The 24286-nt window shown below is 60.7% G+C and carries 22 protein-coding genes; 10 read left to right on the plus strand and 12 right to left on the minus strand.

All coding sequences use genetic code 11. From position 1 onward, the window contains the following. Window positions 1-25: 25 nt before the first annotated feature. The 4 genes from AACS24_RS09060 to cydH all read right to left on the minus strand — a co-directional run bounded on the left by AACS24_RS09060 (window position 26) and on the right by cydH (window position 3423). Window positions 26-1306, minus strand: a complete 1281-nt coding sequence (locus tag AACS24_RS09060) for a sigma 54-interacting transcriptional regulator (RefSeq protein ID WP_043850754.1) — start codon at window positions 1304-1306, stop codon at window positions 26-28. Next, window positions 1303-1830 carry a hypothetical protein gene (locus AACS24_RS09065; protein ID WP_375124722.1) on the minus strand — a complete coding sequence of 176 codons (528 nt, stop codon included), beginning with the start codon at window positions 1828-1830 and terminating at the stop codon, window positions 1303-1305. Before AACS24_RS09065 ends, AACS24_RS09060 begins: the two co-directional genes overlap by 4 nt. Next, the gene (locus AACS24_RS09070) at window positions 1827-3227 is read right to left on the minus strand and encodes a sensor histidine kinase (protein WP_108573250.1); all 1401 of its coding nucleotides are present in this window, start codon (window positions 3225-3227) and stop codon (window positions 1827-1829) included. The genes AACS24_RS09065 and AACS24_RS09070 overlap by 4 nt, the downstream gene beginning before the upstream one ends. A gap of 103 nt (window positions 3228-3330) precedes the next feature. After that, window positions 3331-3423, minus strand: a complete 93-nt coding sequence (gene cydH, locus AACS24_RS09075) for a cytochrome bd-I oxidase subunit CydH (RefSeq protein WP_005341891.1) — start codon at window positions 3421-3423, stop codon at window positions 3331-3333. 124 nt (window positions 3424-3547) lie between these two features. On the opposite strand from cydH, the gene AACS24_RS09080 reads away from it, so the two are divergent. Further along, window positions 3548-4108, plus strand: coding sequence for a 2-amino-4-hydroxy-6-hydroxymethyldihydropteridine diphosphokinase (locus AACS24_RS09080; RefSeq protein ID WP_108573252.1), 561 nt, complete (start codon window positions 3548-3550; stop codon window positions 4106-4108). On the opposite strand, the gene AACS24_RS09085 is transcribed toward AACS24_RS09080, so the two are convergent. Both AACS24_RS09085 and AACS24_RS09090 read right to left on the minus strand, forming a co-directional pair. After that, complete coding sequence (locus AACS24_RS09085) at window positions 4034-4738, minus strand: SDR family oxidoreductase (protein WP_108573254.1); 705 nt, start codon at window positions 4736-4738, stop codon at window positions 4034-4036. The two genes, AACS24_RS09080 and AACS24_RS09085, sit on opposite strands and share 75 nt — an antisense overlap. A 91-nt stretch (window positions 4739-4829) precedes the next feature. Next, complete coding sequence (locus AACS24_RS09090; protein ID WP_108573256.1) at window positions 4830-5366, minus strand: DUF2301 domain-containing membrane protein; 537 nt, start codon at window positions 5364-5366, stop codon at window positions 4830-4832. 85 nt (window positions 5367-5451) lie between these two features. Between AACS24_RS09090 and AACS24_RS09095 the strand changes: the two genes are divergently transcribed. Further along, window positions 5452-6219, plus strand: coding sequence for a substrate-binding periplasmic protein (locus AACS24_RS09095; RefSeq protein WP_033114832.1), 768 nt, complete (start codon window positions 5452-5454; stop codon window positions 6217-6219). A gap of 8 nt (window positions 6220-6227) precedes the next feature. On the opposite strand, the gene asnC is transcribed toward AACS24_RS09095, so the two are convergent. Then, on the minus strand, window positions 6228-6689 hold the full coding sequence (gene asnC, locus AACS24_RS09100; protein ID WP_005339783.1) for a transcriptional regulator AsnC: 462 nt from the start codon (window positions 6687-6689) through the stop codon (window positions 6228-6230). Window positions 6690-6843: 154 nt separating this feature from the next. Between asnC and asnA the strand changes: the two genes are divergently transcribed. Continuing rightward, on the plus strand, window positions 6844-7836 hold the full coding sequence (gene asnA / locus AACS24_RS09105) for an aspartate--ammonia ligase (protein ID WP_108573258.1): 993 nt from the start codon (window positions 6844-6846) through the stop codon (window positions 7834-7836). Between the two features lie 277 nt (window positions 7837-8113). On the opposite strand, the gene clpB is transcribed toward asnA, so the two are convergent. The 3 genes from clpB to rluD form a co-directional block, all read right to left on the minus strand. Continuing rightward, entirely contained in the window at window positions 8114-10687 is a 2574-nt protein-coding gene (gene clpB / locus AACS24_RS09110; protein ID WP_108573260.1) for an ATP-dependent chaperone ClpB, read from the minus strand. Between the two features lie 174 nt (window positions 10688-10861). Beyond that, window positions 10862-11599 (minus strand): peptidoglycan editing factor PgeF, encoded by a 738-nt coding sequence (gene pgeF, locus AACS24_RS09115; RefSeq protein WP_108573262.1) that lies wholly within the window; start codon window positions 11597-11599, stop codon window positions 10862-10864. Between the two features lie 146 nt (window positions 11600-11745). Then, a complete protein-coding gene (gene rluD, locus AACS24_RS09120; protein WP_108573264.1) occupies window positions 11746-12726 on the minus strand; it encodes a 23S rRNA pseudouridine(1911/1915/1917) synthase RluD in 981 nt (326 codons plus the stop codon). A gap of 117 nt (window positions 12727-12843) precedes the next feature. Here rluD and AACS24_RS09125 point away from each other — a divergent pair, with 117 nt between their 5' ends. Then, complete coding sequence (locus AACS24_RS09125; protein WP_033114826.1) at window positions 12844-13599, plus strand: outer membrane protein assembly factor BamD; 756 nt, start codon at window positions 12844-12846, stop codon at window positions 13597-13599. Between the two features lie 187 nt (window positions 13600-13786). Here the strand turns inward: AACS24_RS09125 and AACS24_RS09130 are convergent, their stop codons facing one another. Next, window positions 13787-15469, minus strand: a complete 1683-nt coding sequence (locus tag AACS24_RS09130; protein WP_108573266.1) for an ArnT family glycosyltransferase — start codon at window positions 15467-15469, stop codon at window positions 13787-13789. Next, on the minus strand, window positions 15456-16823 hold the full coding sequence (locus tag AACS24_RS09135) for a UDP-glucose dehydrogenase family protein (protein WP_108573268.1): 1368 nt from the start codon (window positions 16821-16823) through the stop codon (window positions 15456-15458). The genes AACS24_RS09130 and AACS24_RS09135 overlap by 14 nt, the downstream gene beginning before the upstream one ends. Before the next feature lie 402 nt (window positions 16824-17225). Here AACS24_RS09135 and arnB point away from each other — a divergent pair, with 402 nt between their 5' ends. The 6 genes from arnB to AACS24_RS21900 are packed head-to-tail and all read left to right on the plus strand — an operon-like array spanning window position 17226 to window position 24248. Further along, on the plus strand, window positions 17226-18362 hold the full coding sequence (gene arnB, locus AACS24_RS09140; RefSeq protein WP_108573270.1) for a UDP-4-amino-4-deoxy-L-arabinose aminotransferase: 1137 nt from the start codon (window positions 17226-17228) through the stop codon (window positions 18360-18362). Between the two features lie 6 nt (window positions 18363-18368). Beyond that, complete coding sequence (arnC, locus tag AACS24_RS09145) at window positions 18369-19349, plus strand: undecaprenyl-phosphate 4-deoxy-4-formamido-L-arabinose transferase (RefSeq protein WP_108573272.1); 981 nt, start codon at window positions 18369-18371, stop codon at window positions 19347-19349. Next, window positions 19346-21337, plus strand: coding sequence for a bifunctional UDP-4-amino-4-deoxy-L-arabinose formyltransferase/UDP-glucuronic acid oxidase ArnA (gene arnA / locus AACS24_RS09150; protein WP_108573274.1), 1992 nt, complete (start codon window positions 19346-19348; stop codon window positions 21335-21337). The genes arnC and arnA overlap by 4 nt, the downstream gene beginning before the upstream one ends. Next, entirely contained in the window at window positions 21330-22229 is a 900-nt protein-coding gene (arnD, locus tag AACS24_RS09155; protein ID WP_108573277.1) for a 4-deoxy-4-formamido-L-arabinose-phosphoundecaprenol deformylase, read from the plus strand. The genes arnA and arnD overlap by 8 nt, the downstream gene beginning before the upstream one ends. A 31-nt stretch (window positions 22230-22260) precedes the next feature. After that, complete coding sequence (gene arnT / locus AACS24_RS09160) at window positions 22261-23904, plus strand: lipid IV(A) 4-amino-4-deoxy-L-arabinosyltransferase (protein WP_108573279.1); 1644 nt, start codon at window positions 22261-22263, stop codon at window positions 23902-23904. Further along, the gene (locus tag AACS24_RS21900; protein WP_033114818.1) at window positions 23904-24248 is read left to right on the plus strand and encodes an EamA family transporter; all 345 of its coding nucleotides are present in this window, start codon (window positions 23904-23906) and stop codon (window positions 24246-24248) included. The genes arnT and AACS24_RS21900 overlap by 1 nt, the downstream gene beginning before the upstream one ends. Window positions 24249-24286: the final 38 nt, after the last annotated feature.

Genomic DNA, 24286 nt, shown 5'->3' on the forward strand with positions numbered 1-24286 from the left:
TCATTCAGGGCCGTTTCGCACAGCGTTACCCTTTCGACTTGAAGTTTGCCGCCTCGATGCCGTGCCGATTCAATAGCTTGTAGAAATCGGTACGGTTCCTCCCCGCCATGTTGGCAGCCAGAGTCACGTTGCCCTCGGTGGTGCGCAGCAGCCGGATCAGATACTCCTTCTCGAACTCGGCCCGCGCCTCGTTGAACGAGGGGATGCCACCGCCACCGCCGCTCAGGGCAGACTCCACCATGGATACCCCGATCACCGGGCTGCAGCAGAGGCTGGCCAGCTGCTCCACCACATTGCAGAGCTGGCGCACGTTGCCGGGCCAGGCCGCAGCCGCCAGCATCGCCAGCGCCTCGGGTGAAAAGCCCATGGCAGCGCAGTCACTGTTGCGACTGCGGTAGTCATCGAGGGCCTGACGGGCCAGCAGGGGAATATCCTCGCTGCGGGCGCTGAGGGATGGCAGGGTAATATTGGCAACGTTGAGGCGGTAGAAGAGATCTTCGCGAAAGCGCCCCTCCTCCATCGCCCTGACCAGATCCTGATGGCTGGAGCTGAGCACCCGCACCTCCGGCGTGCCCTGACCATACTCCTCCATCACCTGCAGCAGCTTGGCCTGCAGCGACTCCGACAGGCTACCGATCTCGTCGAGAAACAGGGTCGCTCCCTTGGCCTGTTCGAACAGACCCGAGTGCCCATCCTCCCCGAACAACTGCAGGTCGAGGGCCGCCCAGGGAATGGCGGCACAGTTGATAGTGTGCAACGGCCGATCACGCCGCTGGCTCGCCTGATAGAGCGCCTGCGCCATCGCCCCTTTACCGGAACCGGACGGTCCCATGATCAACACGGGCACCTCCATGGTGGCGATGCTGTGCGCCTGGATCAGCAGCTGCTCCAGCTGGGGATTGCGGGTCAGGATCAGCGACTGCCACTCCAGCTGCTGCTTCGGGCGGGTCAGGCTGAGGGCCTGCTCTATGGTGGCCAGCAGCTCATCCTTGTCGATGGGCTTGGTCAGAAAGCTGAAGACGCCGGAGCGGGTCGCCTGAATGGCATCGGGTATGGTGCCGTGGGCGGTCATGATGATGACCGGCAAGCCGAGCCACTGGGCCTGGATCCGCTCGAACAGCGCCAGCCCATCCATACCCCCCATCCGCAGATCGCTCAGCACCAGATCGGCGCGCTGCTGACGCAGCCGGTCGAGCGCCCCCTCCGCACTGTCGGCGGTATCCACTTCATAACCCTGACTGCGCAAGCGCATGCTCATCAGTTTGAGCAGGCTGACGTCGTCATCCACCAGCAGGATCCGGCTCATGGTACTACCTCGCGATGTTCATCCAGTTTGCGCTGGTTGAGCTGCTCGTCGATGGCCGAGAGCTGCTCGATCTGGTGGCGCAGCTTCTGGATCTCCTGACTCTGGTCATCGCGCCGGCTGTCGCGGGCCAGCAGCTCCTCGCCAAGGGCGATCCAGCTGCGCAAAAACGCCTGGGCGTCGAGACCCAGCTCCGGCAGCATCTTCTTCAGGCGCGCCAGACCGGCGCGGCGAGTAGCCACCGCCTCGGCGGGGTGGGAATCAACCATCGCCAGACTGACCCGGCTCTCCAGATCGTCAGCCCCCTTGAGACGCTGACGCTCCTGCACCCGCTGCTGGGGATGGCTGGCCAGCAACCAGTCGGAGTATTGCAGACGCACCTGCATCTCCTTGTTGGCAAACTCCATTCGCTTGGCAAAAGCGATATCGGAGGACTCCTGCTGTGCCTGCGGCGGCAGCCAGGAGCAACCCGCGAGCAGCCCGGCTAGCAGGGCTGGAAATACGCGCTGTATTTTCATAGACCTCATTTCAACGTCAACCTGAAGCAGACATCTGCCTGTTCATCCTTCACCAGAACCAACTCCCCTCCCAGGCTGGAGGCAGACTCGCGAGCGATGGAAAGCCCCATGCCAGAGCCTTTCAGGACACCTTGCCGCACTGTGCTGCCCTGCTCGAAGGGTTCAAAAATGCGCTGCCGATCTGCCTCGGGGATCACGGGCCCCTGATTGGCAACCTCCAACCAGCTCGCCTGCTCCTCTGCTCCGGCGCGGATCCAGATATTGCCACCCTGGGCACCATAACTGACGGCGTTGGAGAAGAGGTTATCGAGGATCAACCGCAACCGGTAGGGCTCTGCCCACAAGGTAACCGGTTCGGTCGGCAAGTGTACACGGATCTGCTTGGACTCCAATGCAAGCCGATATTCGGCAGAAAGTTCTGCCAGCATGGGCAACAGGGGAACCGGCTCCAGTTCGAACGTCTCCTGCTGGGTGAGGCGGTTGAAATCGAGCAGACGCTCGATCAGGGTCTGCAAGCGGCGACTGTTCTCATCCAGCATCTGGCAGATCTCCAGCTGATCCGGAGTCAAAGGCCCGACCAGCTGCTCGCAGAGCAGATCCGACCCCTCGCGCAGCACCGCCAGCGGGGTCTTCAGTTCGTGGGAAACATGGCGCAGGAACTGGTATTTTTGCAGCTCCAGCTCCTTGAGTTTGTCGTGCAGCCAGAGGATCCGCTCCCCCAGCAGCACCAGTTCTGCGGGGCCATCCACCGGCTGCGGATCCGGCTCTACCCCCGCCCCCAGACTCAAGATACGCGACTCAATTTGTCGTACCGGATGGGTGATCAGGTAGGTGAAGATAAAGACCAGCAGCAGGCTGATCACCGCCACCACTGCGCTGACCCACCAGAGCTCTTTGGTCAGGGCATCGATGGCCAGACGCACCCGATCCATCTGCTCGTCAACCCGGCTGCGGGTGCCCGCCTCGAGCTGCTGACTCAAGCGATTGAACTGGTCGAGGATGTCACCCTCCACCGCCTTTTTGGCCTGCGCCCCCTCCTGCAACGAGCCAAATTGCGCGAGCAACTCATCAAGGCCGCCATAGAGCTGGGGATCCGACAGGGAGTTGCGATGCTCCGCCAGCAGGCGGTGATACCCCTCAAGCTGCAACCGGTAACTGGCCAGACTGCGGCTATCCCCCAGCACCGCAAAGCGGCGCAGGGTGCGCTCGATATCGATCGCCTGGGCGGTGAGCAGGGTAGCGCGGCGGGTATCCTTGATCGCCCGTTCCATCTCGTCGCTGGTGAGCTGGCTCAGGTGGGTCAAGGCATTGGTGTTGTGCCAGATCATGCCGCCGAGCGGCATCAACACCAGCACAAACCCTATCAATACCACCTGCAGCAGGGAGCGTGGGCGAACCTTGGTCATCGTCTCTTCTCTTGCGTTCTCACCGGTGCGCCAGCATAGCCCTCAGCGCCCAAAAAACAAAACCGGCCAACAGGCCGGTTCGGATTATCTGGATTGTGGGGACTCACGCCAAAGCGACAGAAGCCAGACAGATGGTCAGGATCATCGCCAGCGCGCCCGAGGCGGTCAACAGCGCCCATTTCAGCTCAACACTCATGCAAACCTCCTTTCTGCCAATCAGTGCCGGATCACAATAGATAAGACAATGTTACGCCATAGTTAATCCGATAACCGTGAGCTGCGTATACATTTCAGATGAGCCCCAACCAAGGATGGTGAGCATGTTCTATCTGTGTAGCATTGGTTCCAATCTTGACCCAAATAGTCATGTCACCAAGGTGCTGGAGGAGCTGGCCAGCCGTTTTGGCCGTTTGCAGACCAGCTCGGTGATCAGCACCAAGCCGGTGGGAATGCACTCCAGCCATGACTTTCTCAACTGTCTGCTGATCCTGGAGAGCGAACTGGATGCCTCCGCCCTGAAGCAGGCCTTTGTGGCGATGGAAGTGGGTCATGGCCGCGACCGCAGCGATCCCCTCTGCAAGGTGCACGACCGCCCGCTCGACATCGACATTCTCGCCAGCAACCCGCACGGCGACTTTGCTGCTGAGCAGGTCGACTCCTACCTCATCGAGCTGCTGGCCGAACTCTACGGACGCGGCGAGGTGCACGCTCCCAGGGTTGCGCTGCAACTGCATCTACCCGCCGGCTCGGGCAAAACCGTGCATCTCCAGTCGATAGGTCTGGAGCCTGCCACTGTTTACATACCATCAGAGCACGGCCAGAGCTCGCCCGCCATCCACCTTGACGCTGGCCCCGGTCATATAGCTGTTCGCCATCAGTAACTGCACCGCCTGCCAGATAGGCTCCAGTCCTCCCTCCCGCGCCAGCGGCGTTTTCGCCAACACCTGCTGGCGCCACGCCTCGTCATGCTCGTCGAGAAACAGGATGGGGCCCGGCTCTATGGTGTTGACCCGGATTGCCGGGGCCAGTTCGCGGGCAAAGCTCATGGCCAGCGAATGGGCTCCCGCCTTGGTGGCCACATAGCTGGCAAAGCGCGGGGCCGGAGCGTGGATGTAGATATCGGTGATGTGGATGATGCTGGCGTTGGCATTGCTCGCCAGTTGCGGTGCCAACGCCCGGTTGAGCTGGAAGGGGGCCGCCATGTGCACCCGGTAGAACTGATCAAACTGGGCCAGCTGCGCCGCGGGCTCGGCAGCCTGCGGCTCGAACGCCGAGGCGTTGTGGATCACCAGCGCCAGATCCTGATGGGATGCCAGCACGTCGATCAACTTACCCACCTGCTCTTCACTCGCCAGATCGGCCTGCACCAGCTCGACCCCCAGCGCAGCCAGTCTGGCCAGCTCCGGCCGCTCGCTGCGATAACTACCGGTCACCTGCCAGCCCGCAGCCACCAGCTGTTCACAGAGATAAAACCCGAGCCGACGGCCACAACCGGTTACCAATGCACGCATAAGACCTCCCTCTCCTTTCATCCTCATCCATGAGTTGCGCCGTTAACGCAGTATCAGCCGAGTGGCACCGACGCCACTTCCGGTAACAGAGCTAGATCTGGTAACGCCCCTTGTCACCAATATCAAAATGGAGGGGCATCCGCCACTTGGCCAGCGCCAGCAGGGTGAGCAGAGCCCCGCTCACCAGCGCCACCAGGGCAACGGCCCACGCCACTTGCAACCACTCCAGCAACCACAACAGCGGCAGCAGCAATGGCACCAGTTTGATCCCGGGGATCGCAAAACAGAACTGCTCCTTGAAGGCCAGCCCGGATAGGGTAACCAGGGCGGCCCCCAGCACCAGCGCATCCGGTGCTCCGATAGACAACAAGGCCAGTGCGGCCCATCCAGAACCCTGAAGCATCATCCGAATCCGCTTGTCGTAGATGTGCAGAGAAAAGGCGCAGATAGCGCTTGCCAGCGCCAGCAACATCAACCATTGTGCCGGTGGCAGCAGGTCACCATGACTCAGCAAGGCCGCACCGCGACAGAGTAGCAACAGCGCCGCACCGCTCAAGCCAAGGCGATATAGGAGGACGGTCAATTTGTCTATCCCGTCCAGCGGGCTCTCGATTTCAGGGTTTGCCATACACTGTCGCCTCTACCAATCAGGAGCCACCCAATATACGGGGATCAGGCTCCAAAGTTCTTCATACGGGTTCAGGAGGGGTAGTTTGCGTGTAACCCATCTGCTTTGGCTACTACTGTTCCCGATCAGCCTATGCGCCAAAGAGCTGGTAGTCTGCGGCACCATGGAGCACCCGCTCAAATTTCTCGATGCCAATCAGCAGCCCCGTGGCCTCGATATCGACATCGTCACCGCCATCTTCGGCAAGCTGGGGATCCCTGTCCGAATAGAACTGATCGACTCCGGCGCCCGCCTCACCCGCAATGCCGAAACCGGTCTCTGCGATATGGTACTGACCCACTCCTACAATGCAGCACGCGAGCGCTATCTCATCTACCCCCAGCAGGCCCATGTTCGCCACAGCTGGCACTTCTTTGTACGCAAGGCAGACCAGCTAAAGATCCGTTACGAGACGCTGGCCGACCTCAAACCCTGGCGCATCGGCGTGACCAGGAATTTTTCCTACACCCCCGAGCTCACCGCGGCCATGGCCGATCCTGCCTACCACTTCCAGCAAATTCCGATGAATCGGCTGCAGCTGCGCAAGTTGCTGGCCGGGCGGATCGATACCGTGCCCATGCCGCTGGTCACCGCCTTTGCCCAGATCAGGGAAGAGGGGCTGGAGGGCAAGCTCGACTACCTGCCCAAACCGCTCAAGAGCAGCCCCTACTTCAACACCTGGGCCCGCGCCAAAGCGGATAAGAATACCCCTGCCCAGATGGCCGCCTACGATGCCGAACTGCTGCATATGAAACGGGATGGCCGGCTCAAGGCGCTCTACGACAAGTACGGCATTCCCTATATCGAACCCTGATCAGCCGGTCAGGGCTTCACGTCCCGCAAGATCGGATTCTGCAGCGAGATCAGGGTTTCAGTGGACTGGATCTCGTCGATGGTCTGGATCTTGTTGATCAGCACAATCTGCAGCTCGTCGATGGAGCGGGTCATCACCTTCATGAAGATGCTGTAGTGGCCGGTGGTGTAGTAGGCCTCCACCACTTCGTCCAGCGCCTGCAGTTTGGCCAACGCCGAGGGGTAATCCTTGGCGCTCTTTAGATTGATCCCGATAAAGCAGCAGACGTCGTAGCCCAGCTTCTTGGGGTTCACCTGCACCCGCGTCCCCTCGATGATCCCCGCCTGCTTCATCTTCTCCACCCGCACATGGATGGTGCCCGGGCTGACCGCCAGCTGCTTGGCCAGTTCGGCATAAGGAATACGCGCATTCTCCATCAGGGCGGTGAGGATGGCCTGATCGAGATTATCGATCCGGTAATTTTCCGGCATTTTTTTGCACTCCCGTTGACGATACCTCATTAAATCACGGCTAATTTTGAAGAAAAAAACACGCAAAGCCTATTTCTATTGTGGAATATTGAATTTTGTTGTCATTCCGTTGAAGAATCACCACATCCAACGGGGTTTGAAACAGGAATTCAGCATGAAACAGCACTACATTCGCAGCCAACAGCAGATCAGCTTCGTCAAAAAGATGTTCTCCCGCCAACTCGCCCAACAACTGGGCCTGATGGAGGTGCAAGCCCCCATTCTAAGCCGGGTCGGTGATGGCACTCAGGACAACCTCTCTGGCCACGAGAATGCGGTGCAGGTCAAAGTGAAAACCCTGCCGGAGCACAGCTACGAAGTGGTGCATTCACTGGCCAAGTGGAAGCGCCAGACCCTGGGTCGCTTCGGGTTCGGCCCGGGTGAAGGGATCTACACCCACATGAAGGCGCTGCGTCCGGACGAAGACAAGCTCACCCCCATCCACTCCGTCTACGTGGATCAGTGGGACTGGGAGAAGGTGATGCCGAGCGAGCGTCGCGATCTGGCCTATCTGCAGGAAACCGTGCGCGGCATCTGGGCCGCCATCAAGGCCACCGAGCGCGCGGTCTGTGCCGAGCATGAGCTGACCCCCTTCCTGCCAGCCGAGATCCAGTTCCTGCACAGCGAAGAGCTGCTGGCCCGTTACCCGGATCTCGATGCCAAGGGTCGCGAGCGTGCCATCGCCAAAGAGCTGGGGGCCGTGTTCCTGATCGGCATCGGCGGTGCCCTCTCCCACGGCGAGCGCCACGATGTGCGCGCCCCGGACTATGACGACTGGAGCAGCCACAGCGAGCTGGGTCTGGCGGGTCTGAACGGTGACATTCTGGTGTGGAACCCGGTGCTGCAAGACAGCTTCGAGATCTCCTCCATGGGGATCCGGGTCGATGCCGAGGCGCTGCGCCGCCAATTGGCCATCACCGGCGATGAAGATCGCCTGCAGTACGACTGGCATCAGGATCTGCTGGCCGCACGGATGCCGCAAACCATCGGCGGCGGTATCGGCCAATCCCGTCTGGCCATGTTGCTGCTGCAAAAAGAGCATATCGGTCAGGTACAGGTCGGCGTCTGGCCAGCCGAGATGAAAGCTGCCGTGCAAGGCATGCTGTAACGAATGAAGGCCATGCCGGCCATCGCAGCCGCATGGCAACAGGCAGGTGGCCGTCGGGGTTGAGCGAGCGCATCCCCGGCAGGCTGTAAGAAGCAAGGCCAGCTGTGGCCACGCTTCGCAATCGGGGGCTTGCCCCTGCGACCCGCTCAACCCACGTCAGGTCGCTTCACTACATTCCTCCCGGCAATCTTCGGATTGCCGTTTTTTTATTTTCCATCGCCCAGATATGGCAACGCCAGCCCGAGGGCTGGCGTTGCAAACATAGATACGAGACTGGTTACTGGGTCATGGTGAGGCCGTTGCTGTCGGCACCCAGCAGCAGTTTCTTGCCGGGGACGATGCGGCCGGAGAGCAGCGCCTGCGCCAGAGGGTTCTCCACCTTCTGCTGGATCGCCCGCTTGAGGGGACGCGCCCCGTAGACGGGGTCGAACCCGGCGTGTACCAGCTTGTTGAGCAGCGCTTCGCTCACCTCCACCTCGTAACCCTGAGCCTCGAGACGGCCCATCAGGCTCTTGAGCTGGATCCGGGCGATGGACTTGATGTGCTCCTCGCCGAGCGGATGGAACACCACCGTCTCGTCGATCCGGTTGATAAACTCCGGCCGGAAACTGCGGGTCAGCACATCCATCAGCATGGCCTTCATCTCGTCGTAATCCTTCTCGGAGTGGTGCTCCTGAATCAGATCCGAACCGAGGTTGGAGGTCATGATGACCACGGTGTTACGGAAATCGACGGTACGACCCTGACCATCGGTCAGGCGGCCATCATCCAGCACCTGCAGCAGGATGTTGAACACATCGGGATGCGCCTTCTCCACCTCGTCCAGCAGGATCACCGAGTAGGGACGACGGCGTACCGCCTCGGTCAGATAACCGCCCTCTTCGTAGCCTACATATCCGGGAGGTGCCCCCACCAGACGGGCCACGCTGTGTTTCTCCATGAACTCGGACATATCGATCCGCACCATGGCATCCTGGGTATCGAACAGGAACTCCGCCAGCGCCTTGCAGAGCTCGGTCTTGCCCACCCCGGTGGGCCCCAGGAACAGGAAGGAGCCGATGGGGCGATTTGGATCGGAAAGACCGGCACGGGAGCGGCGAATGGCGTTGGAGACCGCATCGACCGCCTCTTCCTGGCCAATCACCCGGCTGTGCAGCTGATCTTCCATCCGCAGCAGCTTGTCGCGCTCCCCTTCCAGCATGCGGGCGACCGGAATCCCGGTCCAGCGGGCCAAAACGTCTGCAATCTCCACATCGGTGACCCGGTTGCGCAGCAGACTGGTCTCCTGCATCTCGGCCTGAGTGGCGAGATCCAGCTGTTTCTCCAGCTCGGGAATGCGGCCATATTGCAGCTCGGACATGCGGCCCAAGTCGCCTGCGCGGCGCGCCACGTCGAGATCCTGGCGGGCCTGTTCCAGCGCTGCTTTGATATGCTGGGTGCCGGCGAGGGCAGCCTTCTCGGCCTTCCACACCTCGTCCAGCTCGTTGTACTCCCGATCTTTTTCGCCAATCTCCTGATTGATCAGCTCCAGACGCTTGCGGCTGGCGTCATCGTCCTCCTTCATCAGCGCCTGCTGCTCCAGCTTGAGCTGGATGATGCGCCGCTCGAGGCGATCGAGCGCCTCGGGCTTGGAGTCGATCTGCAGCCGGATGCTGGCTGCCGCTTCGTCGATAAGGTCGATGGCCTTGTCCGGCAACTGGCGATCCGCGATATAGCGGTGCGACAGCTGGGCCGCCGCCACGATGGCCGGGTCGGTGATCTGCACATGGTGGTGCAGCTCGTAACGCTCCTTCAGGCCGCGCAGGATGGCGATGGTATCTTCAACCGTCGGCTCTTCCACCAGCACCTTCTGGAAACGGCGCTCAAGCGCGGCATCCTTCTCGATGTACTGACGGTACTCATCCAGGGTGGTGGCCCCGACGCAGTGCAGGTCGCCACGGGCCAGCGCCGGTTTGAGCATGTTGCCCGCATCCATGGCCCCTTCGCCCTTGCCGGCGCCGACCATGGTGTGCAGCTCGTCGATAAAGAGGATGACGTTGCCCTCCTCCTTGGCGAGATCGGTCAGCACGGCCTTGAGCCGCTCCTCGAACTCGCCGCGATACTTGGCACCGGCCACCAGCGCCCCCATGTCGAGGGAGAGCACCCGCTTGTTCTTGAGCCCCTCCGGCACCTCGCCGTTGATAATGCGCTGGGCCAGCCCCTCGACGATGGCGGTCTTGCCGACACCGGGGGCCCCGATCAGCACCGGGTTGTTCTTGGTACGGCGTTGCAGCACCTGAATGGTACGGCGGATCTCGTCATCCCGACCGATCACCGGGTCGAGCTTGCCGAGCTCGGCTCGCTCGGTCAGATCGATGGTGTACTTCTCCAGCGCCTGACGGTTCTCCTCGGCGTTGGCATCCTCCACCTTCTTGCCGCCACGCACCTTGTCGATGGCCGCTTCGAGTTTCTCTTTGGTCAGCCCCTGAGCGCGCAGCAGCTCGCCCAGCGTTCCCTTCTCGTCGAGGGCCGCCAGCACAAACAGTTCGGAGGAGATGAACTGATCCTTGCGCTGCTGAGCCAGTTTGTCACAGACGTTGAGCAGGCGGCCGAGGCCGTTGGAGAGCTGCACGTCCCCTTCTACGCCGCTGACGCGCGGCAGGCGATCGAGCTCCTCGCCGAGGCGGGAGCGCAGGGCATTGATATCCATCCCGGTCAGGGTGAGCAGCGGACGGATAGAGCCGCCATCCTGATTGACCAGCGCGGTCATCAGGTGAACGGGTTCGATGAATTGGTGGTCACGACCCAGCGCAAGAGACTGGGCATCGGAAATAGCAATCTGGAATTTGCTGGTAAGGCGATCGAGGCGCATTGCACTCCCCCTTCAAACAGGCAGACGCCGCTTGCGCGGCAAACAACATAACTTTCTGAGATGAAAGATGAGGCCCGTACGGGCTATTTCAAGGGGCGATGCTGGTTATTTTTTCTGCAAAACGGGGCAAAAGCAGGATCCCCGCCCTTGCACGATGCAGGGCGGGGAGATTCATCAGGACGCCAACCAGATGATGGAGGCCATGCGGCCGGTCTGGCCGTTGCGACGATAAGAGTAGAACTGCTCGCTGTCGCTGAAGGTGCAGTATTCGCCACCATAGACGGCGGTGACGCCGGCGCGGGCAAGGCGCAGCCGGGCCAGCTGGTAGATATCCGCCAGCCATTTCCCCTCATTGGACGAAGGCACGAACGCCGCTTCTGCTTCGGCCTGCTCCGCCATAAAGGCCTCGCGCACCTCGCCACCCACTTCAAATGCAGTAGGGCCAATGGCCGGGCCTAGCCAGGCCAGGATCTCCCCCGGCTCGCAGCCCATGGCGGCGATGCTTGCCTCCAGTACGCCCCCCTGCAGCCCGCGCCAACCGGCATGAGCGGCAGCCACCACAGAACCGGCCCGATCGCAGAACAGCACCGGCAGACAGTCGGCGGTCATCACGATGCAGGCCTGATCCGCCTCATGGGCGCAGGCGGCATCGGCATCCGGCGCCTGCTCATAATGGCTGCTGACCGGATGAACGACGGTGCCGTGCACCTGATTGAGCCAGTTGAGGGGCCCCGGGATGGCGGCCACCTGCTGCAGTCGGGCCCGGTTGGCCTCGACCCTGGCCGGTTCGTCCCCCACGTGGGCACCCAGATTGAGACCGGCAAAGACCCCTTCGCTGACACCGCCATCACGGGTGGTCGAAAGAGCCCGGACGCGTGCTGGCGCCGGCCAGTCGGGTTCAATCCATTTCATTGCTCACTCCTTCACGCTCTATCGTTCAAATGGAAACGGGGCTCTTGGCTGCAACCAGTCAAGACGCCCCGTTTCAAGACTCTGTGTGCTACGCGCTGTATCGGCGGGTTACGGCAGAAGTCGTCGCAACACCGCCAGATTCACCACTATTTCCAGACCAGCTCGTCCGGATTGGCCAACGTATCCGCACGCAGCACCTCCATCAGGTCCAGCATGTCCTGCGGCGTGGGGGAGTGCCACTGCATGACCTCACCGGTAATGGGGTGGGCCAGCTGCAGCATGGTGGCATGCAAAGCCTGACGGCGGAAGCCCCGCAGGGCCTCGGTCAGTTCCGGAGTGGCGTTGCGCAGCGGGCGCAGACGGCCACCGTAGGCCGGGTCACCCACCAGCGGATGCTTGATGTGGGCCATGTGGACACGGATCTGGTGAGTACGACCGGTTTCCAGACGCAGACGCAGACGGGTGTGGCCACGGAACTTCTCGTGCACCCGGTAGTGAGTCACGGAAGGACGGCCATTGGGCACGACGGCCATGTGGGTACGCTGGGTCGGGTGACGGCCGATAGGCGCATCAACGGTACCACCTGCGGTCATGTGACCGATGGCGATCGCTTCGTACTCACGGGTGATCTGGCGCGCTTGCAGCGCTTCCACCAGATGGGTCTGGGCCGGAATGGTCTTGGCAACCACCATCAGACCTGTGGTGTCTTTATCCAGACGGTGCACGATACCGGCACGGGGCACCTCGGCAATACCGGGGTAACGGTGCAGCAGGGCGTTGAGAATGGTGCCATCCGGCGTACCGGCGCCCGGGTGGACGACCAGACCGGCCGGCTTGTCGATCACCAGAATGTGTTCGTCTTCGTAAACGATGTTGAGCTCGATATCCTGCGCATCGAAGCGGGTGTCATCTTCCAGCTCTACATCCACATGCACCTGTTGCCCAGCAATCACCTTCTCGCGCGGGGTGTTGGCAACCTGACCATCCAGGGTCACTTTGTCCTGTAAAATCCACTCCTTGATACGGGTTCGGGAGTAGTCGGGAAACAATTCGGCCAGGGCCTGGTCGAGTCGCTGCCCGAATTGGTGATCCTGGAATTCGCCTGTCAGTTCAATATGCTGGCTCATGTATGGTCTCTTGAGCGGGGGGTATCAATTCGAAATAATCCGGGTATTCTAGCTTTTCTTTTAGCCAAGCATAACGGATACTTTGCCAATTTCGTGGAAATGGACCGGATGTTGTTGATGGGAAAGAAGTCTCACCTGCTGATGTCGCTCGCCTTGGTCGCTACCTTGATCACAGGCTGTTCCAGCACCAAACCCAAGGTACCCGACGAACCGCCGGAGACCCTGTACCAGAAAGCACGCCTCAAACTGGACGTTGGCAATTACGTGCAAGCCACTGAATTGCTGGAGGCTTTGGACTCTCGCTACCCGTTCGGCGCCTACTCCAACCAGGTGCAGCTTGACCTCATCTATGCCTACTACAAGCAGGATGATACCGCTCAGGCGATCGCCAATATCGACCGTTTTATCCGCCTCAACCCGGCGCACAAGAACATCGATTACGTCTTCTATATGCGCGGCCTGACCAACATGGCGGCGGATTACAACTTCTTCCAGAGCCTCTTTGGCATCTCTCGCGATGACAAAGACCCGGCCTATGCCCGCCAGGCATTCCAGGACTTCAAGACCCTGTTGCAGAACTACCCCAACAGCGTCTATGCCGCCGATGCCCGTGCCCGCATGATTGGTCTGAAGAACCGTCTGGCCAAATATGACCTGAGCGTCGCCGAGTACTACGTGAAGCGCGATGCACTGGTCGCGGCTGCCAACCGGGCCAAGCTGATTGTCGAAACCTACCCAGACACAGCAGAGACCGAGAAAGCGCTGGAGATCATGGTCGAGTCTTACGACACCCTGAAGATGCCGGAGCTGGCCAAGCATGCTCGCGAAGTACTGGCCAAGAACTACCCGGAAAACCGCCTCGCCCGCAGCTGAGTGCGAATAAACCGGTAACAGTAAAAAACCGATGCCTTGGCATCGGTTTTTTTATATCCGCAATCAATAGCGGTAGTGAACCCCCACCCCGCGGGCATCCCCCTGCATGGCAACCGGCGCTACCACAGTGCGATGACCAAACGAACATATTGCGTCATCCGACGATCCTGAAGTGGAAATAGATAGGTCAATGGCACTGCTCTGCGGCAACCAGCGTTAGCAATTGCCCCTTGTCCGAACGAAGCGAGGTCTGTGCCAACTGCTGATAGGGGCTCCCCTCCAGCAGATTTGCCACCTCCTTCGCCGTACCGTTGACCAGCACCGCATCGAATCTGGCATCGTGACAGGCAAGCACATCCCTCACCCCCTTCCCATCCAGATTCACTACCTGCATCTCTTCATAGACAGAGAGCAGACCGAGCTCGGTTTCCCCCAGCCGCCAGCCGGCGATGCGATCCCGCGTCTCGAGCGGTATCCCCTCCAGCAGATGGGTCATCTTGCCCGAAACCCCCTTGGCGGCATCGATCAGTGGGTAGACCAGGGCAAAGGTGAGCAGAAACATGATGGCTACCGAGCTGGTGACATGAATGGCGCCATGCACCTCCTTGCGCCGCAACAACAGCTCCAGCGCCATCACGAACAGGGTGATCGCTGGAATGTACCGCCACCCCAGCTTGCTGGCGGCTTGCTGAACCTCTGCCGGAATATGAATGGCGACAGGGAGTGGCAGACCGAGCAGAGGGAGTGCAATGATGGCGACGCAAAACAGCAGCATGAAGTAGAGCCACCCCCGACCATAACGGGCAGTCCACACCGGCCAGCTCAGGCTGACCTGACCCAACATGATGGCAAATACCGGCAATAGCGGGAAAAGATAGAGAGTTCGCTTGGTCGAAGAGATAGTTAACAATAAAAGGGTTCCCAGCGCCCAGCACAGCAAAAATAACCGCTCACGGTTCCACTCCCGCTGTTTCACCGTTTGCCAGCCCCAATAAAAAATGAATGGCAACCATGGGATGGTATATTCCACCATGCCCCACAAATAATAGAGATAGGCACCTTTCTTGATATGACCCAGTTCGGTCGAAGCGCCTGTCAAACGGCCAACCTGATTCTGCCAGAACCACTCATGCCACAAGGCATCGCCATCGGCATGATTAATTAGCTCACGGACCCAGGCTGTGACCGGCAATATAAAAAAGAGCAACATCAGCAAGTGCTGAAATATAAAAACGGGGACGCCTTTCTCGCTTGCAGCTTTGCGCGCAGCAAAAATAAAGAGAGGCAACCAGCCGAAAAATACCGTCAACGGCCCAATCGGCCCTTTTGCCATAAAACAGCCAGCCAGACCCAGTCCGGCAATAATCGCCATCAAGTTGCGATGCGCCAGATAATATTCGGCAAATGCCCAGAGGGTAAATACGACAAAGAAGGCGAGCGCACTGTCGGTTCTGATCCAGTGCGTATTGATAATAAATCCCTCCATGGTGCCCAGCGCGATGACCGACCAGAGTGCCGCCGACCTGTTGCCGAGCAGGCGATAGGCCAGCAGACCGGTAAAGAGCAGCATGCCTGCCGCCCAGACCACGCCCGCGAAACGCAGGGTGTTGGTCACCCCCAGCCAGGATGCAAACCCATCCAGAAACGGCAGAGCGGCCATATAGAAGAGCGGCGGCTTCTCGATAAAGCTGCGCCCTCCCAGGGTGGGTACCACCCAGTCACCACTGCGGTACATCTCGAGCGCAATGGCCGCTTCGCGAGGTTCATCAGGCGTCCAGAGCTGATGATCAAACTGGCCGAAAAGAAGCACCAGAGTCACCAGCAGCAACATCCAGCAGAGCTTGCGCCCCGAGATATCAGGGTGTGGCATGGCTCATTCCTTCTGCAATGGTCTCCCCACGTCCGATGGCGTAGTAGGAGAAGCCCTGGGTTTTCATCTTGTGCGGGTCATAGAGATTGCGACCATCGACGATGAGCGGCATGGCCAGCATCTTCTTGAGCTGGGCAAAGTCAGGCGCCTTGAACTCGTTCCACTCGGTACAGATGACCAGTGCATCCGCCCCCGCCAGCGCAGCCTCCTTGGTGCCCATCAGCGACAACTCGGGCTGGCAGCCATAGATGCGCTGCGCCTCCTTCATCGCCACCGGGTCAAAGGCCTGCACTCGTGCCCCCTCCTGCCACAGCGCCTCCATCAGCACCCGACTCGGCGCTTCGCGCATGTCATCGGTATTTGGCTTGAAGGCGAGCCCCCAGATGGCGATGGTCTTGCCCGCCAGCGACTCGCCCCGCTCTTGAAAGTGAGTGGACAGCGTATCGAAGAGCTTGAACTTCTGCCGCTCGTTAACCCGCTCCACCGCACGGATGAGCGGCGTGTCGTAGTCGAGCGCCGCGGCTGTCGCCAAAAATGCCCTCACATCCTTGGGAAAACAGGAGCCGCCATAGCCGCAGCCGGGGTAGATAAACTGGTAGCCGATGCGCTGATCGGCACCGATCCCCTGCCGCACCAGCTCGATATCGGCACCAACCCGCTCGGCCAGCCCGGCAATCTCGTTGATAAAGCTGATCTTGGTTGCCAGCATGCAGTTGGCGGCGTACTTGGTCAGCTCGGCACTGCGCACATCCATGAATAGAATGCGGTCATGATTGCGGTTGAAGGGCTCGTACAGCTCGCGCATCACGGCTCTGGAGCGCTCCTTACCGGTGCCGATAACGATACGATCCGGGCGCTGGCAATCACGGACTGCCGCCCCCTCTTTGAGAAATTCGGGATTGGAAACCACATCGAACTCGAACTGCTTGCCAAGCTCAACCTGCTGCTCCCTGACCCAGTGGAACACCTTGTCTGCCGTACCAACCGGCACGGTGGATTTGTTGACGATGATCACCTCGTCTACACGATGTTGGGCAATCGATCTCGCCACCGCCCTGACGGCGCTCAGATCGGCCGAACCATCCTCATCAGGGGGCGTACCGACGGCGATGAATTGCACCTCACCGTGGGTAACCGCCATGGATATATCCGTGGTGAATTTCAGCGAGCCATTTTGTAGCGTCTGATGCAGCAATGAATCCAGCCCGGGTTCATAAATAGGTAATTCGCCACGGGACAACCGGCTTATTTTTTCTGCATCGAGATCAATACAAACAACCTGATGGCCAACATCAGCCAATACAATTGCCTGTACCAGCCCGACATAGCCACTGCCAAAAACGGTGATATTCATAACGACTATTCCATAATGCGTGATGCTGGAAACTTTACATCCTTTCCCCAATTGCACTACGGGCAATTTGTAACAAGCAATTTCAATGCTGAATGACATGGCGATTATTCAGCAATGGCAAATAGCTCGAGTAGTGACACTAAAGATAAGTGGCTAAACACCAATTCAAAATAAAACCAAGCAATATTTTGTTACGAGATATTTCCAAATTAAGCTTTCCATAAAAACACCAGTAATTGTTACCAAGTGTTGCTGTGCGCTTGAATGAAAACTCGCTATTCAGCTACTTTCGAAAATATATCAAACGATATAGATATCTGCGCCATGCATATTTCCAGTGAAAATCGGCAATACCGGTTTTCATCGCCATTTGATCTCTTGCGACATTAAGACTGGAGTCGTATGAAAAACTTTTTGCCATTCTCAAAACCCGCCATGGGTGAGGCCGAGATCAACGCCGTCAGCGAGGTTCTGCAATCGGGATGGATCACCACTGGCCCGAAAAATCATGAGCTGGAGCAGCGCTTCTGCGAGACCTTTGGCTGCCAGCATTCGGTAGCGCTCTGCTCCGCAACGGCCGGTATGCATGTCACCCTGATGGCACTGGGGATTGGCCCGGGTGACGAGGTGATCACCCCCTCCCAGACCTGGGTTTCCACCATCAACATCATCACCCTGCTGGGGGCGACTCCCGTCTTTGTCGATGTGGACAGGGATACCCTGATGGTCAGCGCCGGGCAGATAGCCCCGCTCATCACCCCCAACACCCGGGCCATCATCCCGGTTCACTACGCAGGGGCACCGGTCGACCTCGACCCCATCCTCGCCCTGGGTCGCCAGCACGATATTCCGGTCATCGAAGATGCCGCCCATGCGGTCGGCACCCGCTATCGCGCCCGCTGGATCGGCGAGACCGGCACCGCCATCTTCTCCTTCCACGCCATCAAGAACCTCACCTGTGCCGAAGGGGGCATGCTGGTGACCGATGACAAGGCTCTGGCCGACAAGGTGCGGATGCTGAAATTCCACGGTCTGGGGGTGGATGCCTTCGACCGGATGACGCTGGGTCGCAAGCCACAGGCAGAGGTGATCATGCCGGGCTTCAAGTACAACCTGGCCGACATCAACGCCGCCATCGCGCTAGTGCAGCTGGCCCGCCTGCCCGAGCTCAACGCCCGGCGCGCCATCCTGGTTGCCCGCTATCGGGAGCTGCTGGAGGGATTGCCGTTCGAGCCGCTCGCCATCCCTGATTATTCCCACCTGCACGCCTGGCACCTCTTCATGGTGCGGGTCGATCCGGCCCGCTGCGGCCTCGATCGCGATCAGCTGATGCAGGCGCTGCAGGAGCGCGGCATCGGCACCGGCCTGCACTTCAAGGCAGCCCATACCCAGAAGTACTACCGGGAGCGCTACCCGGCGCTCTCGCTGCCCAATACCGAGTGGAACTCGTCACGGCTCTGCACCCTGCCCCTCTTCCCCGACATGACACTCTCCGACGTGGATCGGGTCGTGGCAGCCCTGACCGACATACTGGAGTAACGACACGTGAACCATAACGATATCAAGCGAGTCTCCGTCATCATCCCCGTCTACAACGAGGAGGAGAGCCTGCCCGAGCTGCTGCGGCGCGTCAACGAGTCCTGCGATCAGCTGAGTCAGGATTACGAGGTGATCCTGATCGACGATGGCAGCCGCGACCGCTCCACCGCCATCATCAGCGAAGCTGCCGCCCGCGAAGGGAGCAAGCTGGTCGCTGTGCTGCTCAACCGCAACTATGGCCAGCATGCCGCCATCATGGCCGGCTTCGAGACGGCCAAAGGGGATCTGGTGATCACCCTGGATGCCGACCTGCAGAACCCGCCGGAAGAGATCCCGCGACTGGTCGCCACCGCCATGGAAGGATACGACGTGGTCGGCACCATCCGCCGCAACCGGCAGGATTCATGGTTTCGCAAGACGGCCTCGCGCTTTATCAACAAGTCGGTACAGCGGGCGACCGGCGTCCAGATGAGCGACTACGGCTGCATGTTGCGCGCCTATCGCCGCCACATCATCGACGCCATGCTCTGCTGTCAGGAGCGCAGCACCTTCATCCCCATTCTGGCCAACAGCTTTGCCCGCCGTACCACCGAGCTGGAGGTGGGCCACGCCGAGCGCGCCCACGGCGAATCCAAATATGGCCTGATGCACCTCATCAACCTGATGTACGACCTGGTCACCTGCATGACCACAGCCCCGCTGCGCCTGCTCAGCATCGTCGGCAGTGTGGTGGCGGGGATCGGCTTCACCTTCTCGATCCTGCTGATCCTGCTGCGCCTGCTGATGGGCGCCGACTGGGCAGCAGACGGCGTCTTCACCCTGTTTGCCATTCTCTTCACCTTTGTCGGCGTGCAGCTGATCGGGATGGGGCTGCTGGGTGAGTACATTGGCCGCATGTATACCGATGTCCGCGCCCGCCCCCGCTACTTCATTCACCAAATCGTTCGCTCCACCCCGGATGCTTCGCAACAGGAAACTCAATCATGAACGTTGTCGTCTTTGCCTATCACGATATCGGCTGTACCGGTATCGAATCCCTGCTTCAGGCCGGCTATCAGATCCAGGCAGTCTTCACCCACGCCGATGATCCGGGCGAGAACCGCTTCTTCGACTCGGTCGCCCAGCTCTGTGCCGAGCACGATCTGCCGGTCTTCTCCCCCGAAGACGTGAACCATCCGCTCTGGATTGAGCGCATTCGCGAGCTGGCACCCGAGGCCATCTTCTCCTTCTACTACCGCAACATGCTCAAGCAGGAGATCCTCGATATCCCGACCGTCGGTGCCTTCAACCTGCACGGCTCCCTGCTGCCCGCCTATCGCGGCCGAGCCCCTATCAACTGGTGTCTGGTCAATGGCGAGACCGAGACCGGCATCACCCTGCACCGGATGACAGCCCGTGCCGATGCCGGCGATATCGTAGCCCAGCAGGCAGTGACCATTGCCGACGACGACACAGCGCTGACCCTGCATGGCAAGGTGCGCCAGGCTGCCCATGCCCTGCTGGAAGGTGAGCTGGTCAAACTCAAGCGCGGGGAGTGCCGCTTCACCCCGCAGGACGAGAGCAAGGCGAGCTACTATGGCCGCCGCACCCCGGCCGATGGCGAGCTGCACTGGCACCGCCCGGCCCGCGAGCTCAACAATCTGGTGCGCGCCGTCACCCAGCCCTATCCGGGTGCCTTCAGCTTTGCCGGCGATCGCAAGCTGACGGTCTGGAAGGCGCAACCGCTGGCAATCCAAAGTGACCAGCAGCCGGGCTCCATTCTTTCCCACGACCCGCTGCGCGTGGCCTGTGGTGAAGGAGTGCTGGAGATCCTGGCCGGTCAGGCCGAAGGGGGGCTCTATGTACGCGGCGCCCAGCTGGCCCGCGAGCTGGGGCTGGTCGAAGGAATGAAGATCGGCGCCAAGGCGAGCAATGCCCTGCGCAAGGCGCGCCTGACCCGGGTGCTGATCCTCGGCGTCAACGGCTTTATCGGCAACCACCTCACCGAGCGTCTGCTCAAGGATGGCGGCTACGAGGTCTATGGCCTCGACATCGGATCCAGCGCGGTGGACCGTTTCATCGGTCACCCCAACTTCCACTTCGTGGAGGGGGACATCAGCATCCACACCGAGTGGATCGAGTATCACATCAAGAAGTGCGACGTGATCCTGCCGCTGGTGGCCATCGCCACCCCCATCGAGTACACCCGTAACCCGCTGCGCGTGTTCGAGCTCGATTTCGAGGAGAACCTCAAGATCGTCCGCTACTGCGTCAAGTACAACAAGCGCATCATCTTCCCCTCCACCTCCGAGGTGTACGGGATGTGCGACGATCACAGCTTCGACGAAGATGAATCCCGCCTCATCGTCGGCCCCATCAACAAGCAGCGCTGGATCTATTCGGTCTCCAAGCAGCTGCTGGATCGGGTCATCTGGGCCTACGGCAAGAAAGAGGGGCTAAACTTCACCCTGTTCCGCCCCTTCAACTGGATGGGGCCGCGCCTCGACAGTCTGGACTCCGCCCGCATCGGCAGCTCCCGCGCCATCACTCAGCTCATTCTCAATCTGGTGGACGGTACCCCGATCCAGTTGGTGGATGGCGGCGCCCAGAAGCGCTGCTTCACCGATATCGAGGATGGCATCGAAGCCCTGTTCCGCATCGTCGAGAACAGGGACGATCGCTGCAACGGCCAGATCATCAACATCGGCAACCCGGACAACGAGGCGAGCATTCGCGAGATGGCAGAGGTGCTGCTCGCCAAGTTCGATGCCCACCCGCTGCGCGACCACTTCCCGCCGTTCGCCGGCTTCAAGCTGGTGGAGAGCAAGTCCTTCTACGGCGACGGCTATCAGGATGTCTCCCACCGTCGTCCGAGCATCCGCAATGCCCGCAAGCTGATCGACTGGGAACCGACCATCGAGATGGAAGAGACCATCGGCAAGACGCTGGACTTCTTCCTGCAAGGGGCGGTCACCACAGGAGTCGAGCATGACTGAGGTGGGTCTGCGGATCGACGTCGATACCTTCAGGGGGACCCGTGACGGGGTGCCCCGCCTGCTGCAACTGCTCGACCGGCATCAGATGAAGGGGAGTTTCTTCTTCTCGGTCGGTCCCGACAACATGGGGCGCCACCTGTGGCGCCTGCTCAAGCCCCGCTTCCTGCTCAAGATGCTGCGTTCCAACGCAGCATCTCTGTATGGACTCGATATCCTGCTGGCCGGTACCGCCTGGCCCGGCAAGTCCATCGGCAAGCAGCTCGGGTCCCTGATGCGCGACACCGATCAGGCGCACCATGAGGTGGGGCTGCACGCTTGGGATCACCACGGCTGGCAGGCCAACACCGGCCGCTGGGATGAGACCGAGCTGATCCGTCAGACCCGGCTCGGAGTCGATGCCCTGAGCAACATTCTGGGGCGAGAGGTAGATTGCTCCGCCGCCGCTGGCTGGCGGGCTGATTCGCTCACCACCCAGGCCAAGGAGCAGTTCGGCTTTCGCTACAACAGCGACTGTCGTGGCTGCGGCCTGTTCCGTCCCATTCTGGAGGATGGACGGCCCGGCACCCCGCAGATCCCGGTCAACCTGCCCACCTTTGACGAGGTGGTGGGGCATCAGGTGACGGTCGACGGTTTCAACCATTTCCTGCTGGATCAGCTGACCGCGGCGCCGCAACCGGGCCCCCATGTCTACACCATCCACGCCGAGGTGGAGGGGATCGTAATGGCGGATCAGTTCGATGCCCTGCTCGGCGAGGCCAAAGCGCGCGGTATCCGTTTCGTCCCCCTTGGCGAGCTGCTCCCACCCGACCCGACTCAACTACCGACCGGTCACCTGCTGCGCGGCACCCTGCCGGGTCGCGAAGGGTGGCTCGGCTGCAAGGCCACCCCATGAACCAGCTCACCAGATTGCAACCGAGGATCTCATGAAGATGACCCGATGGGCCCTGCCCCTTTTCTTTCTGCTCTTTTACCTGCTGCCGCTCAACCAGCGGATGCTGTGGAGCCCGGACGAGAACCGTTATGCCGAGATCAGCCGGGAGATGGTCACTACAGGTGACTGGGTGGTGCCCCACTTCCTCGGCCTGCGCTACTTCGAGAAACCCATCGCAGGTTACTGGTTCAACAGCCTCAGCCAGCTGATGTTCGGCGAGAGCAATTTTGCCGTCCGCTTCGCCTCGGCCGCCTCGACCGGGCTGAGCGCGTTGCTGGTCTTCTGGTTTACCCTCCAGCTCTGGCAGTGCCGGCGCAAGGCGTGGTTCGCCAGCCTGATCTATCTCTCGACCCTGATCGTCTACGGCATCGGCACCTACAGCGTGCTGGATGCCATGGTGACCCTCTGGCTCAACGCCGCCATGGTGAGCTTCTACCTCATCCGGCAGGAGGGGCCGCCCGGCCGCAGGATGGCGGGCTATCTGCTGTTCGGCCTCGCCTGCGGCATGGGCTTCCTCACCAAGGGCTTCATCGCGCTGGCGGTGCCGGTAATCGTGCTTGTCCCATATATGCTGACCCAGGGACGCCTGCTCGAACTGGTCCGCTTCGGGCCGCTGGCCATACTGGGCGCCGCGCTGCTGGCCGCTCCCTGGGCCATCGCCGTTCATCAGCGGGAGCCGGACTACTGGCACTACTTCTTCTGGATTGAGCACATCCAGCGCTTCGCCTCGGAAGATGCCCAGCACAAGTCCCCCTTCTGGTACTACCTGCCGATGGGACTGCTCGGCACCCTGCCCTGGCTGGGGCTGCTGCCGGGCGCACTGAAGCAGGGGTGGCAGGAGCGCAAGATCGGCCAGCAGACTCTCTATCTACTGGCCTGGCTGGTACTGCCCTTTATCTTCTTCAGCATCGCCAAGGGCAAGCTGCTCACCTATATCCTGCCCTGCTTCGCCCCGCTGGCCATCCTGCTCGCCAACAGCGCGGTCAATGCTCTCAGGGAGGAGCGCGATCAGCCATTTCGCCTCAACGCCTGGATCAACGGCCTGTTCGGTCTTGTCTGCGTGGGGGTGCTGGCGGTACTGGCCTTCTCGCCCCAACATGCGGTCTACGGCCGCTACGAGATGGGCAAGCTGGCCATTGCCATGGCGATCTTCGCCAGCTGGTCACTGCTCGGCTTTATCCAGCTGGTGGCTCCCGTCCGCAGCTGGCAGCTGAGTGCCCTCTGTCCCATGGTGCTGGCCGTCGCCCTGCCGCTGGCGCTGCCATTATCGCTGGTGGACTCCAAACTGCCGGAGCACTTCATCAAGGCCAACCGGGAGATCCTGATGGAATCCCACACACTGCTGGCCAACGAGGTAGGTACCGCCTCCTCCATCGCCTGGGAGACCAAACGCAGCGAGGTCAACCTGTTCGACAGCATGGGCGAGCTGAGATATGGCCTTGGCTATCCTCAGGGCAAGGGGCGCTACGTCACGCAAGAGGAGTTCCCGAACTGGCTGGCACAGGCACGCCAGGAGGGGCAAGTCGCCCTGCTGCTGCGCACCGATGATGGCGAGCAGATCGCCGCGCTGCCTCCGGCAGACAAGACCATCCGCAGCCACCGCTTCACCCTGCTCGTCTACCACGGGAATCGTTGATGGATATCCTGCTCCTCCTGCTGGTCAGCCTCCTCACCAGTGCGGGCCAGATGTTGCAAAAGCAGGCGGTCATCAGCTGGCAACGCACACCGCACGACCACTGGCAGAAGCTCGCCTCCCCCTGGTTGCTGGGGAGCATTGCAGCCCTTGGCAGCGGCATGCTGCTCTGGATCTACCTGTTGCAACGGCTGCCGCTGAGCATGGCCTACCCCATGCTCAGCATCAATCTGGTGCTGGTGCTGCTCGGCTCGCGCCTCTTTTTCCGCGAGCCGGTGAGCAGCCGCAACTGGCTGGGGGCTGCCGCCATCATTGTCGGCGCCCTGCTGCTGGGAGGTCTGTTATGAAGGGTTATCTCTACGTACTGGGCAGCATAGTGCTGGTG

This window comes from Aeromonas sp. HMWF016, assembly GCF_963878195.1.
Taxonomy (GTDB): domain Bacteria; phylum Pseudomonadota; class Gammaproteobacteria; order Enterobacterales; family Aeromonadaceae; genus Aeromonas; species Aeromonas lacus.

Coding starts and splice junctions, on each gene's coding strand:
- AACS24_RS21900 (WP_033114818.1), top strand. CDS start 23,904: ATGGATATCCTGCTCCTCCTGCTGGTCAGCCTCCTCACCAGTGCGGGC.
- AACS24_RS09060 (WP_043850754.1), bottom strand. CDS start 1,306: ATGAGCCGGATCCTGCTGGTGGATGACGACGTCAGCCTGCTCAAACTG.
- AACS24_RS09135 (WP_108573268.1), bottom strand. CDS start 16,823: ATGAATATCACCGTTTTTGGCAGTGGCTATGTCGGGCTGGTACAGGCA.
- pgeF (WP_108573262.1), bottom strand. CDS start 11,599: ATGAAATGGATTGAACCCGACTGGCCGGCGCCAGCACGCGTCCGGGCT.
- clpB (WP_108573260.1), bottom strand. CDS start 10,687: ATGCGCCTCGATCGCCTTACCAGCAAATTCCAGATTGCTATTTCCGAT.
- arnT (WP_108573279.1), top strand. CDS start 22,261: ATGAAGATGACCCGATGGGCCCTGCCCCTTTTCTTTCTGCTCTTTTAC.
- AACS24_RS09130 (WP_108573266.1), bottom strand. CDS start 15,469: ATGCCACACCCTGATATCTCGGGGCGCAAGCTCTGCTGGATGTTGCTG.
- AACS24_RS09070 (WP_108573250.1), bottom strand. CDS start 3,227: ATGACCAAGGTTCGCCCACGCTCCCTGCTGCAGGTGGTATTGATAGGG.
- AACS24_RS09090 (WP_108573256.1), bottom strand. CDS start 5,366: ATGGCAAACCCTGAAATCGAGAGCCCGCTGGACGGGATAGACAAATTG.
- cydH (WP_005341891.1), bottom strand. CDS start 3,423: ATGAGTGTTGAGCTGAAATGGGCGCTGTTGACCGCCTCGGGCGCGCTG.
- AACS24_RS09065 (WP_375124722.1), bottom strand. CDS start 1,830: ATGAGGTCTATGAAAATACAGCGCGTATTTCCAGCCCTGCTAGCCGGG.
- rluD (WP_108573264.1), bottom strand. CDS start 12,726: ATGAGCCAGCATATTGAACTGACAGGCGAATTCCAGGATCACCAATTC.
- arnA (WP_108573274.1), top strand. CDS start 19,346: ATGAACGTTGTCGTCTTTGCCTATCACGATATCGGCTGTACCGGTATC.
- AACS24_RS09085 (WP_108573254.1), bottom strand. CDS start 4,738: ATGCGTGCATTGGTAACCGGTTGTGGCCGTCGGCTCGGGTTTTATCTC.
- asnC (WP_005339783.1), bottom strand. CDS start 6,689: ATGCCGGAAAATTACCGGATCGATAATCTCGATCAGGCCATCCTCACC.
- asnA (WP_108573258.1), top strand. CDS start 6,844: ATGAAACAGCACTACATTCGCAGCCAACAGCAGATCAGCTTCGTCAAA.
- AACS24_RS09080 (WP_108573252.1), top strand. CDS start 3,548: ATGTTCTATCTGTGTAGCATTGGTTCCAATCTTGACCCAAATAGTCAT.
- AACS24_RS09125 (WP_033114826.1), top strand. CDS start 12,844: ATGGGAAAGAAGTCTCACCTGCTGATGTCGCTCGCCTTGGTCGCTACC.
- arnB (WP_108573270.1), top strand. CDS start 17,226: ATGAAAAACTTTTTGCCATTCTCAAAACCCGCCATGGGTGAGGCCGAG.
- arnD (WP_108573277.1), top strand. CDS start 21,330: ATGACTGAGGTGGGTCTGCGGATCGACGTCGATACCTTCAGGGGGACC.